The 11,068-nt window shown below is 60.6% G+C and carries 14 protein-coding genes; all 14 read left to right on the top strand.

Annotated features, from left to right (window positions below):
* A partial coding sequence (locus SDD30_RS16620) for a response regulator (RefSeq protein WP_434076050.1) occupies positions 1 to 220 on the top strand: 220 nt, incomplete at its 5' end.
* 114 nt (positions 221 to 334) lie between these two features.
* Positions 335 to 1,012 carry a hypothetical protein gene (locus SDD30_RS16615; protein ID WP_434076049.1) on the top strand — a complete coding sequence of 226 codons (678 nt, stop codon included), beginning with the start codon at positions 335 to 337 and terminating at the stop codon, positions 1,010 to 1,012.
* A gap of 363 nt (positions 1,013 to 1,375) precedes the next feature.
* Positions 1,376 to 2,239, top strand: a complete 864-nt coding sequence (locus SDD30_RS16610) for a class II fructose-1,6-bisphosphate aldolase (protein ID WP_434076048.1) — start codon at positions 1,376 to 1,378, stop codon at positions 2,237 to 2,239.
* A 149-nt stretch (positions 2,240 to 2,388) separates the two neighbouring features.
* Positions 2,389 to 2,541 carry a DUF1540 domain-containing protein gene (locus tag SDD30_RS16605; protein ID WP_434076047.1) on the top strand — a complete coding sequence of 51 codons (153 nt, stop codon included), beginning with the start codon at positions 2,389 to 2,391 and terminating at the stop codon, positions 2,539 to 2,541.
* A gap of 246 nt (positions 2,542 to 2,787) precedes the next feature.
* On the top strand, positions 2,788 to 3,435 hold the full coding sequence (fsa, locus tag SDD30_RS16600; RefSeq protein WP_434076046.1) for a fructose-6-phosphate aldolase: 648 nt from the start codon (positions 2,788 to 2,790) through the stop codon (positions 3,433 to 3,435).
* A gap of 47 nt (positions 3,436 to 3,482) precedes the next feature.
* Positions 3,483 to 4,772 (top strand): transcription termination factor Rho, encoded by a 1,290-nt coding sequence (gene rho, locus SDD30_RS16595; RefSeq protein WP_434076045.1) that lies wholly within the window; start codon positions 3,483 to 3,485, stop codon positions 4,770 to 4,772.
* A 168-nt stretch (positions 4,773 to 4,940) separates the two neighbouring features.
* A complete protein-coding gene (locus SDD30_RS16590; protein WP_434076044.1) occupies positions 4,941 to 5,843 on the top strand; it encodes a peptidoglycan DD-metalloendopeptidase family protein in 903 nt (300 codons plus the stop codon).
* A gap of 145 nt (positions 5,844 to 5,988) precedes the next feature.
* The gene (rpmE, locus tag SDD30_RS16585; RefSeq protein WP_109207606.1) at positions 5,989 to 6,189 is read left to right on the top strand and encodes a 50S ribosomal protein L31; all 201 of its coding nucleotides are present in this window, start codon (positions 5,989 to 5,991) and stop codon (positions 6,187 to 6,189) included.
* Positions 6,179 to 7,147, top strand: a complete 969-nt coding sequence (locus SDD30_RS16580) for a DUF1385 domain-containing protein (RefSeq protein WP_434076052.1) — start codon at positions 6,179 to 6,181, stop codon at positions 7,145 to 7,147. The genes rpmE and SDD30_RS16580 overlap by 11 nt, the downstream gene beginning before the upstream one ends.
* 158 nt (positions 7,148 to 7,305) lie before the next feature.
* On the top strand, positions 7,306 to 8,376 hold the full coding sequence (gene prfA, locus SDD30_RS16575) for a peptide chain release factor 1 (protein ID WP_434076043.1): 1,071 nt from the start codon (positions 7,306 to 7,308) through the stop codon (positions 8,374 to 8,376).
* A gap of 1 nt (position 8,377) precedes the next feature.
* Positions 8,378 to 9,229: a peptide chain release factor N(5)-glutamine methyltransferase gene (gene prmC / locus SDD30_RS16570; protein WP_434076042.1), complete on the top strand. Its 852-nt coding sequence runs from the start codon at positions 8,378 to 8,380 to the stop codon at positions 9,227 to 9,229.
* Positions 9,230 to 9,272: 43 nt separating this feature from the next.
* The gene (locus SDD30_RS16565; protein ID WP_434076051.1) at positions 9,273 to 10,331 is read left to right on the top strand and encodes an L-threonylcarbamoyladenylate synthase; all 1,059 of its coding nucleotides are present in this window, start codon (positions 9,273 to 9,275) and stop codon (positions 10,329 to 10,331) included.
* A gap of 15 nt (positions 10,332 to 10,346) precedes the next feature.
* Positions 10,347 to 10,931, top strand: coding sequence for a manganese efflux pump MntP (locus tag SDD30_RS16560; protein ID WP_434076041.1), 585 nt, complete (start codon positions 10,347 to 10,349; stop codon positions 10,929 to 10,931).
* Between the two features lie 4 nt (positions 10,932 to 10,935).
* A partial coding sequence (locus SDD30_RS16555; RefSeq protein ID WP_494517277.1) for an arsenate reductase/protein-tyrosine-phosphatase family protein occupies positions 10,936 to 11,068 on the top strand: 133 nt, incomplete at its 3' end.

Below are 11,068 nucleotides of genomic sequence, written 5' to 3'. Positions count from 1 at the left end.
GGGTATGAATGGCCTGGACTTTCTCCAGGAGCTACGGCGACGATTTATAGCCCTGCCCGTGATTGTTATTACAGCCTACAATGAGCTCGAGCTGACTGAACAGGCCGGTAGGTACGGGGTGAGTTGTTACCTGCAGAAACCCTTTGACATCCAGGAGCTTTACCGGCTGGTACAACAGGCTTTAGCGACACGGTATGCCCGTTGCCAGGTTGCGGGTTGACAGGCAAGGGTTACGGTAGTTTACAGGGGCTGCGAAAAGCAGCCCTTTAAAATTAAAGGGGAGCAGGAATCCGGACCCTGACGGCGAATATGGAGGGGGTAAGGAGGAAAGGGTATGCTTATCCCCACCACCACTGTTGTGGCTTTGCGCTGCCCATCCTGCGGCCGGTTGGAATTCCGCGGCCTTTCCCTCTTCAGCCTTTCCGGGGATCGCACCTGGCAGCTGGAGTGCAGCTGCGGTATGGTCCTTTTAACCATCGGCACCGGGCGGGGGAGGAACTTCTGGCTGCAGTACCACTGCGGTATGTGCGATAATATGCATCTGGCCTATTATCACCGCCGGGAAATCTGGTCCCCGGAGCTTTTAACCCTGACCTGCAGGGAAACCGACCTGGAGGTGGGGTTTATCGGACCCCGGGAGCAGGTGCAGCGGGCAGTCCAACACCACGATCGCTCCCTGGCGGAAATGGCCGAAGACCTGGGCCTTAGTGGCTATTTTGAAGAACCCGATACCATGTACCAGTTGTTGGCCCTGGTTTTCCAGCTGGCCGAAAGCGGTCACGTTCATTGCGGTTGTGGGAATGATAATATTGAGGTTGAGATTTTCCCTGGCCACTTGCAACTGCGCTGCGACTCCTGCGGGGCGGAAAAAATCCTGCCGGCTGGCAATATGGCCGATCTGGACCAGCTGGTGGGGCTAAAGGAGATTCTCCTCCCCGGTCATGTGGTCAGGGACTCCCTGCCAGGCCAGACCAGGCACCGGCCCCGGCAAACCCAGAAATCCCCGGTATGAACCATTGTTAACCCAGAGAAAATAAACCAGGTAGAATCTATTTTCCGAGGAAGCCACCATGGGGGGGGCTAACGCTCCCCCACAACGAACTATGAAAATGTAAGCATCGTAGGAGGGTTGAGGCAGGTTCCCGGAGGGCGCCTTGGCGCTTAGTTCAGAAGAACGAGGCCGGCTGAGGAACAGCGTGGCCGAGTGTCCGAGGCCCGAAGGGCCGAGTTAAGGCCACGCCCGAAGCCGGCCGAGTTCGATACAAGTATAATGGCGCCACCAGCGCCTGAAGGGAACCTGCCTCAACCCGAGAAGCGTACTGACATCAGTATCCATTTTTGGGAGAAGTCTATTTTCGGAAAAGGAGTTGAGTCTATGCCGTTAGTTACTCTGGCCGAAGTCCTGCAGGCGGCCGATGCCGGCGGCTACGCCGTCGGGGCCTTCAACTGCAACAACATGGAGATCGTTCAGGCCATCATCAATGCCGCTGCTGCCGCAGGAGCGCCGGTAATCATCCAAGCCAGCCAGGGAGCCATCAAATACGCCGGCCTGGAGTACATAACCTCCCTGGTGCGTACGGCCGCCAGCCAGGTACCGGTACCGGTGGTCCTGCACCTGGACCACGGCACTGACTTTAACCAGGTCCTGCGTTGCCTGCGGGCCGGTTTTACCTCGGTGATGCTCGACGGTTCCAAATATCCCCTGGAGGAGAATATCACTTTAACTAGAAAGGTCGTCGAGATCGCCCATGCCATGGGCGCCTCGGTGGAGGGGGAACTGGGCCGCATTGGCGGCACGGAAGAGCAGATCAAAGTCTCCGAACGTGAAGCCACCATGACCGACCCGGAGGAAGCCCAGCGCTTCGCCCAGGAGACAGGTGTCGACGCCCTGGCCATTGCCATCGGCACGGCCCACGGGCGCTACCACGGCACTCCCAAATTGGATTTTGACCGCCTGGCGGCCATCGACCGTCTGGTGCCGACGCCCATTGTCCTCCACGGCTCTTCCGGAGTCCCGGACGACGACATCCGCCGCGCCGTTGAACGGGGTGTCCGTAAAATCAATATCGATACCGATATCCGTATCGCCTTTGTCGAGGCCACCCGGGCTGCCCTGGCGGCCAACCCCGACGAGATCGACCCGCGTAAGGTCCTGGGCCCAGCCAGGGAAGCCGCCATGAAGGTCATCAGCCACAAGATGCAGGTCTTCGGCTGCGCTGGCAAGGCAGCCGGACGGTAAGATCAAGGCACTGATCCTCAACCGCCTTTGTCGCTGTTTTTCCGGGCTGGGCTTCCGGCTGCTGAGCAGCACCGGGCCAGACCGGAGGCTGCATATTTCTTCGCCGGTATGAAAACCTAATGGTGTGCACCAGAAGGAGGTGGAGGAATATGGCAGGGATTAAGTGCGGTGTTGAAGAGTGCTACTACTGGGACAATATGGCCTGTACCGCCGATTCGATTGAAGTCAGGTCCAGCGGGGATCGCAAGGTTGTCAATTCTGACGGTACAGCGTGCCATACCTTCCGCCCGAAGAAGAAGTAACCCTTCCGGGCCTGAAGAGAGCCCCGCGGCCCACCCGCCGGGCTCTTTTCCTGCCACCTGAATGCAAGGCTGCTGCCCCTACTGGTAATTAACGCCCCCGGCAGATACTTTTTCCATCCCGGCAGGATTTTCCCCTACCGATGCTGAATATCTTAATAGCTCTTACTAGCGGAGAACGCCGGCGACCATGTCCTGGTAACGCGGCGCGGTGAATCTTTCAATAACTCTTGCTGGAGGTGTCTTGTTGTGCGAATTTTTATTGATACCGCCAATGTCGCAGAGATTAAGGCAGCCAACGATCTGGGTATAATTGCAGGTGTAACCACCAATCCGTCCCTTATCGCCCGGGAAGGGCGTAACTTCCGGGAGGTAGTTACAGAGATCGCGGCCATCGTGGACGGACCCATCAGCGCCGAAGTAGTCAGCACCCAGGCCCCGGCCATGGTAGCTGAAGGGATTGAACTGGCGGCCATTCACCCCAACATTGTCATCAAGATCCCCATGATCGCCGAGGGCCTCAAGGCAGTCAAGGAGTTATCCGCCCGCGACATTAAAACCAACGTGACCCTGGTGTTTTCCGCCAACCAGGCCCTCCTGGCAGCCCTGGCGGGAGCGACTTACGTCAGCCCTTTTGTCGGCCGCCTGGATGACATCAGCCACGATGGTATGCAGGTCATCGCCGATATTGTACCCATTTTTGCCCAGTATGGTTTTAAGACCCAGGTCATCGCCGCCAGCATCCGCCACCCCCTTCACGTCCTGGAGGCAGCCCGCCTGGGCGCCGATATCGCCACCGTTCCCTACCAAGTCATCATGCAGATGCTGAAGCATCCCCTTACAGACGCCGGCCTGGCCAGATTCCTGGCGGACTGGGAAAAGGTCAAGGATCAATAAGCCGTATCCCACCTGCCGCCGGGCCTGAATACGGAGGTTTATGCTATTTGAATACGGCTGAACTAGAAAGCAAGACCATGGTGGAGCTCTACCGGATGGCCCGCGAGTTAAATTTAAGCGGCTATTCCCGGATGCGCAAGAAAGAGCTCGTTTTTGAGATTGCCAAGGCCCTGGCCCAGCAAGAACAGAAAGAACACCGGGAGGAAGCCAGGGAAGAACAGCTCCAGGCACAGGGTATCCTGGAGATACTGCCGGATGGCTACGGGTTTTTAAGGCCCTTCGGCTACCTGGCCAGCGGTGACGATATCTATATCTCCCCGTCCCAGATCCGCCGTTTCGACCTGCGCACCGGGGACAAGGTGGCCGGGCAGGTGCGGCCACCCCGGGATAACGAACGGTTTTTTGCCCTCCTGCGGGTCGAAAGGGTCAACGGGGAGAATCCGGAAACAGCGGCGGAACGCCTGCACTTTGACGCCCTGACCCCCATCTATCCTGCCGAACGCTACACCCTGGAAACAGCCAACGGCGACTCTTCAGCCCGGATTATCGACCTGATTGCCCCCATTGGCAAGGGCCAGCGGGCCCTCATCGTTTCCCCCCCTAAGGCCGGCAAGACTGTCCTGCTCAAAAAGATCGCCAACGCCATCAAGACCAATTACCCCTCCGTCGAACTGATGATCCTTCTAATCGACGAGCGCCCGGAGGAAGTTACCGACATCGAGCGTTCCGTCCGGGGCGAGGTGATCAGTTCCACCTTTGACGAGCTGCCCGAAAATCACGTCAAGGTGGCCGATATGGTCCTGGAGCGGGCCAAACGCCTGGTGGAGCATAAAAAAGACGTTGTTGTCCTCCTGGACAGCATCACCCGCCTCGCCCGGGCCCACAACCTGGTTGTTCCCCCCAGCGGCCGTACCCTGTCGGGCGGCGTCGACCCTACCGCCCTTTATAAACCCAAACGCTTCTTTGGTGCCGCCCGGAATATCGAGGAAGGGGGCAGCCTGACCATCGTCGCCACAGCCCTCATCGAAACGGGTAGCCGCATGGATGAGGTTATTTTCGAGGAATTTAAAGGCACCGGCAATATGGAGCTTATCCTGGACCGGCGCCTGGCCGAGCGGCGGATCTTCCCGGCCATTGACGTTAAACGCTCCGGTACCCGGCGGGAGGAACTGCTCCTCAGCCGAGAGGAACTGGACCTGGTCTGGAACTTCCGGCGGGTGAGCAGCGGCATGGGCCCGGTGGAGGTCGCCGAGGCCATGCTCGACGCCATGAAGAAGACCAAGAGCAACCAGGACCTCCTACGGGCCCTGCCGGCTTTATTTCCCCGGGAACACTGATCGCCGCATCGAGGCGCCTCTCCACCGGTACCTTTCAGCCTAGAAGTTGCACCCGGAAACCCCGGTAATGGGTTCCGGGTATATTTTTGTTAGCGCCTGGCTAAAATAATGGCTAAATGGCAACCAAGCCATTATCTGACAAAGGCCTGTGAACAGGAGTGAATTAGCATGCTGTCAAAAAAGATGGCGGTAACCCTGGTCCTGACGTTAGCCATGCTGGCTACCGGTCCGGGTGTCCTGCCGGCCCGGGCGGCCGTCATCGATGATTTACAGCAGGTGGCAACGACCATGGCCCCGGCAGAATACCAGCAACTGGCGAGCCGGGTCAACAGCTATACCCGTATCTACCGGGTGGAGGAAGGCGATACCCTGGAACGCCTGGGACGCCGTTTCCAGGCCGATCCGGAGCTCATCGCGGTCATGAACGACCTGGAGCCCGGGGCCGCCCTGACAGCGGGGCAGTTTCTGGTCCTGCCCCATATGGCGGACCAGACCTATACGGTTACCGCGGGCGACACCCTTTGGAGTATTGCCCGGCGTTACAGCGTCGATGCCGGCCAGTTGGCGGCCGCCAACGGCATTGCCGATTCCCACAATCTCCGGGTGGGTACCATCCTGACCATTCCTGGCTCCCCGGCTGTGGCGGCAGTAAGACCGGCTGTAAGCCTGGCCGCGCGGAGCATAGACTTAAAGCCGGCAGCTTTCCTGGTCTGGCCCCTTATCGGGGCCATTACCTCCGGCTTTGGCTGGCGGGGTAGTGAATTTCACCACGGCCTGGATATCGCCGGTAACCTGGGGGATAAGATCCGGGCCGCCCTGGCCGGTACAGTAGTTTTATCCGGCTGGGGTAACAGCATCTACGGCCAGATGGTGAAAATCGATCATGGTAACGGCCTGGAGACGGTTTACGCCCATACCTCCCGGAATCTGGTGCAGACAGGGGAGTACGTCCAGGCTGGTCAAGTCATCGCGGAAGTTGGGGCGACAGGCAACGCTACCGGTCCCCACCTCCACTTTGAGGTCCGGGAAAAGGGCAGAGCCATCAACCCCGAGGTTTTCTTAACCAGGTAAAGGGCCGGGCCACCGGCCTTTTTTATTGGTTGCAGGAACCGGTCCGCAAAATTTTTGCTGGAGGAGTAACCCCTGGCCCTTTGCACCGGCCCGGCTTTCGTGTTATACTAGTAAGAGTTTGATTCTCTTGCGGAGGTGAAGGGCCGTGAAACCCGATATTCATCCTAATTATGGCCCGGCCAGGATTATCTGCGCCTGCGGTAACGTAATCGAAACCCGTTCGACGAAGAAAGATATCCGGGTGGAAATATGTTCCCAATGCCATCCCTTTTACACCGGCGGCCGGCAGCGGGTAGTCGAGCGTGGCGGCCGGATTGAGCGATTCCGGCAAAAGTATGGACGCTAGGACCAAAGGGCGGAGCCGCGGGCTCTGCTTTTTCCTATGGGCCCAGGGGGCAGAGCCCCAGTACGGCGGCCAGGCCGTCATCGAGGGGGTCATGATGCGCGGGCCGCGGAAAACGGCCGTGGCTATCCGTAAACCAAACGGCGCGTTGCTGGTGGAGGCTGAAGCCAATACCTCCATTACCAGCAGGTACCCTTTTTTGAAACTCCCCCTGTTACGGGGCGTGGTGGCCTTATTTGAATCCTTAATCCTAGGTATTCGTTACCTTACCTTTTCGGCCAACCAGGCTTTAGATGAAGAAGAGGAAGAGGAGGAACTGAGTACCAGAGACCTGGTCCTGACAGTTGCTTTTGCCCTGGCGATGGCTATCGGCTTCTTCGTCCTCCTGCCGGCCGGGGCAGCCCTGGTTCTCCGCAATTATTTATCCATCTTTTGGCAAAACGTTGTGGAGGGGCTGTTACGGATGCTCCTTTTTTTGGGTTATGTCATCGCCATCGGCCGGGTGCAGGATATCCAGCGGGTTTTCCAGTACCACGGCGCCGAGCACAAGGTGATCAACGCCCTGGAAGCCGGCGAGGACCTAAGGGTGGAGAATGTCCGCCCCTACCCGACCCTGCATCCTCGTTGCGGTACCAGCTTTTTGTTACTGGTCCTGATCCTGACTATAGTCTTTTTCTCTTTTATCGGCCGGGGTGGGATTGCCTGGCGCCTGGCCTCCCGGCTGGTATTTTTACCGGTGGTGGCCGGCATTGCCTATGAACTGTTAAAATTTACCGGCCGCCACCTAGATGTCCCCTGGGTGCGGGTTATAGCAGCCCCGGGCCTGTGGTTACAGAAACTGACTACCCGGGAGCCTGACGACGGCATGCTGGAGGTAGCCCTGGCGGCCCTGGCCGCCGCCCGGGACGACGGCCCACCGGTAGAACCGTCTCCTGAGGAGAGCCCTTCGAGCCCTTCATAGGGACTGTCGCCCCCGCTACGAGAACACGAAAATGTTTGCTGAAGGGGGGTGACGGGTACAGGCGGAAGGCGACTTGGCTCGAGGCGTCAGATACTTCCGCGAAGCCGATAGCCTCGGCGGCGGTGAACGGGATCGTCATAGAAGCGGAGTGATGTGGCATGCTGGAAAAACTAGAGCAGATTGAAGCCAAATACGAAGAACTGGGCCGCCTGATGAGCGACCCGGAGGTTATCAGCGACCCGGAGCAGTTACAGAAACACGCCCGGGCCCACGCGGCCCTGGAGGATATAGTCACCACCTTTCGCCAGTTCCGCCAGGTCAACAACGAGTTGGAGGAAGATAAGGCCATGCTGGCGGAAGAAAAGGACCCTGAGTTCCAGGAATTCCTTAAATCCGAGATTGAACGCCTGACCGGGGAACAGGAACGCCTGGAACAGGAACTAAAGATTCTCCTCCTGCCCCGGGACCCCAATGATGAAAAGGATATCATCATGGAGATCCGGGCCGGGGCCGGGGGCGAGGAAGCGGCCCTCTTTGCCGGGGACCTCTTCCGTATGTACCAGCGCTACGCTGAGAAAAAACGCTGGCGGACGGAGGTTATCGACTCCCATCCCACCGAGTTGGGGGGCTTTAAAGAGATCGTCTTCCAGATCGAAGGCCAGGGGGTTTACAGCCGCTTGAAGTTTGAGAGCGGCGTCCACCGGGTGCAGCGCATCCCGACCACGGAATCCGGCGGGCGGATTCATACCTCTACTGCCACAGTGGCCGTGTTACCCGAGGCCGAAGAGGTAGATGTGGAGATCAAGCCCGAGGATTTACGGATCGACATCTTTTGTTCCAGCGGGCCCGGCGGCCAGTCGGTCAATACCACCTACTCCGCCGTCCGGATTACCCACCTGCCGACAGGCCTGGTAGTCTCCTGCCAGGATGAGAAGTCCCAGCTGAAGAATAAAGAGAAAGCCCTGAAGGTCCTGCGGGCCCGCCTCCTGGACATGGCCCGGGCCGAACAGGAGGGGGAAATGGCCGAGGAACGACGCTCCCAGGTGGGCAGCGGCGACCGCAGCGAGCGCATCCGCACCTACAACTTCCCCCAGAACCGGGTCACCGACCACCGCATCGGCCTGACCCTGCACCACCTGGACCAAGTTCTGGAAGGAGAACTGGATGAGATCATTGAGGCCCTGGTGACTACCGACCAGGCCGAACGCCTGGAGAAGATGGAGGCCTGAGATGACCCTGCTGGCAGCCCTGCAGGAGGCCACCCGGCGCCTGGCGGCCGGAGGCGTGGCCCGTCCACGGCTGGAGGCGGAGGTCCTTTTGAGCCGGGCCTGTAATTTAACCCGGCCCGGCCTCCTGGCCCGCCTGGAGGAGGAAATAACGCCGGCAGCCGCTAATCTTTTCTGGCCGGCAGTCGACCGCCGGGCGGCCGGTTACCCCCTCCAGTACCTCACCGGCCACCAGGAGTTTATGTCTTTAGATCTCCGGGTCACCCCGGCGGTCTTGATCCCCCGCCAGGATACCGAGGTGGTGGTGGAGGCCGTCCTGGAGCGGCTGCACCCGGAGGGCGAGTATACCATCGCCGACTGCGGCACCGGCAGCGGCGCCATCGCCCTGAGCCTGGCCCACTACCTACCCCGGGCCTGGGTCTACGCTACCGACATCAGCCCGGCGGCTCTGGCGGTGGCCCGGCAGAACGCCCGGAAATTGGGGTTGGCGGCGCGAGTAACCTTTTACCAGGGGGATTTCTTAGCGCCCCTCCAGGGGTTAAAACTCCAGGCCCTGGTGGCCAATCCCCCGTACATACCGGCTGCCGACCTGGCCGGGTTGCCTGTGGACGTTCGCTGGGAACCACGCCTGGCCCTGGACGGCGGTCCCGACGGTCTGGATGCCTACCGCGTCCTCCTGCCAGGAGGGGCGCGGCTTTTATGTCCCGGTGGCCTTCTGGCACTGGAGATCGGCTGTGATCAGGGACAGGCAGTGATGTCCCTGGCGGCGGCGACAGGTGCTTACCGCGACCAGCAAATTTTACCGGACTATGCCGGCCGGCCACGTTGTTTCCTGGCCTACCGCCGGGAAGAATAAAGACAGAGTGGGAAACATAGAGGTGAAGTAGGTGTCTGTAGGTATGCGGACCAGGTACTTAAAAATCGATCCCCTGGTACCGGAACTGCATAAGATCCGCCTGGCGGCCCGGATCCTCGCCCGGGGCGGGGTGGTGGCTTTCCCCACAGAAACGGTTTACGGCCTGGGTGCCAATGCCCTGGATGGCCGGGCCGTGCGCCGTATCTTCCGGGCCAAGGGACGCCCGGCCGATAATCCCCTCATCGTCCATATCGCCAGCTTCCAGGACGTCCAGGAGCTGGTGGCCTATTTACCGCCCCGGGCCACCCTCCTGATGCAGCATTTCTGGCCCGGTCCCCTGACCCTAATTATGCCCCGCAGCGGCATCATTCCGGACGAGGTTACCGCCGGCCTGGCTACAGTAGGCATTCGTATGCCCTCCCACCCGGTGGCCCAGGCCCTCATCCGGGCGGCGCACCTGCCCATTGCCGCCCCCAGTGCCAATACCTCGGGCCGTCCCAGCCCCACCACCGGCCAGCATGTCCTGCGGGACCTGCGGGGCAAAATAGACGCCGTGGTGGATGGCGGTCCGGCCACTGTCGGGGTGGAATCTACTGTCCTCGATTTGACAACGCCGGTGCCCACCATCCTGCGCCCGGGGGGTATTACCTATGAAGACCTGCAGGCCGTGCTGGGAGAAGTGGCCATTGATCCGGTCGTCAAAGGCCAGCAGGTGGAACACCCCAAAGCGCCGGGGATGAAGTATAAGCACTATGCCCCGGCAGGGGAGGTTTTTCTGGTCACCGGCGACCTGGACCGGGTGGTGGCCAGGGTCCGCGCCCTGGTAGCGGCCTGGCAGAGCCGCGGCCGGCGGGTGGCCGTCCTGGCCACCAGGGAGACGGCGCCGGCCTACCAGGCCCCGCCCCGGCCGGATTACCTGGAAGTCCTGGGGAGTCGCCGCCAGCCGGAGACCATCGCCGCCAACCTTTTCAGCGCTTTAAGGAATTGCGAACGCCACCACGCCGACATAATCCTGGCGGAAACCTTCACCGAAGAAGGCATCGGCCTGGCCATTATGAACCGCCTGCGCAAATCGGCGGCCAACCGTATTATCCGGGCGTAAGGAGGAGTCTTTTTGATGGAGCCGCTGGGTCTGATCCTGGTAGCCGTCGCCCTGGGGACGGACGCCTTTTCCCTGGCCACCGGCCTGGCCCTGGGGGGCTTTAAGGGGCGCCAGGCCTGGCTTTTTGCCGGCACCGTGGGCCTGTTTCATATCTTTATGCCTCTGACAGGTCTCTACCTGGGGTTGCTCCTGGGGCGGCTCCTGGGCAAAGTAGCTGCCATTATCGGCGCCCTGGTGCTGGCGGCCATGGGCGGCTTGATGCTCTGGGAGGCCTATAACAGCCGCCAGGGGACCAGGAGTATGGCCGGGCAGGTCCTCCGGTCCGTGCCCGGGCGGGGGGGCGTCGTCGGCGGGGCCATGGCTATCCTCCTCATGGCCGGCAGTGTCAGCCTGGATGCCCTGAGCGTGGGCTTCGGCCTGGGGGCCATCAGCGTCAACGTGCCCCTGACGGTCCTGACCATGGGCTTTATCGCCGGCACCATGACGGCCCTGGGACTCCTGGCCGGCCGGCGCCTGGGCTCCTTCTTCGGCAACCGGGCCGAGGTCGTGGGCGGTCTGATTCTGGTGGCCATTGGCTTCAAGATGTTAATGGGGGTTTAGCCTGATGCCTGGTATCCTCTTTGTCTGTACCGGTAATACCTGTCGCAGCAGCATGGCCGCGGCCCTGGCCGCCCACCTGGCGGCCAGGCGCGGCCTGGAGGTCAAGATTGCTTCAGCCGGCCTGGCGGCCCGGGAAG

It is taken from the genome of Moorella naiadis (nom. illeg.), assembly GCF_051020825.1.
In the GTDB taxonomy this organism is placed as follows: Bacteria; Bacillota; DSM-521; order Neomoorellales; family Neomoorellaceae; genus Neomoorella; species Neomoorella naiadis.
Note: the sequence above shows the minus strand (reverse complement) of the source record. Positions and strands in the feature narration are given on the sequence as shown.

Coding starts and splice junctions, on each gene's coding strand:
- SDD30_RS16605 (WP_434076047.1), top strand. CDS start 2,389: ATGGCAGGGATTAAGTGCGGTGTTGAAGAGTGCTACTACTGGGACAAT.
- prfA (WP_434076043.1), top strand. CDS start 7,306: ATGCTGGAAAAACTAGAGCAGATTGAAGCCAAATACGAAGAACTGGGC.
- SDD30_RS16590 (WP_434076044.1), top strand. CDS start 4,941: ATGCTGTCAAAAAAGATGGCGGTAACCCTGGTCCTGACGTTAGCCATG.
- SDD30_RS16560 (WP_434076041.1), top strand. CDS start 10,347: ATGGAGCCGCTGGGTCTGATCCTGGTAGCCGTCGCCCTGGGGACGGAC.
- SDD30_RS16565 (WP_434076051.1), top strand. CDS start 9,273: ATGCGGACCAGGTACTTAAAAATCGATCCCCTGGTACCGGAACTGCAT.
- SDD30_RS16580 (WP_434076052.1), top strand. CDS start 6,179: ATGGACGCTAGGACCAAAGGGCGGAGCCGCGGGCTCTGCTTTTTCCTA.
- prmC (WP_434076042.1), top strand. CDS start 8,378: ATGACCCTGCTGGCAGCCCTGCAGGAGGCCACCCGGCGCCTGGCGGCC.
- SDD30_RS16610 (WP_434076048.1), top strand. CDS start 1,376: ATGCCGTTAGTTACTCTGGCCGAAGTCCTGCAGGCGGCCGATGCCGGC.
- SDD30_RS16615 (WP_434076049.1), top strand. CDS start 335: ATGCTTATCCCCACCACCACTGTTGTGGCTTTGCGCTGCCCATCCTGC.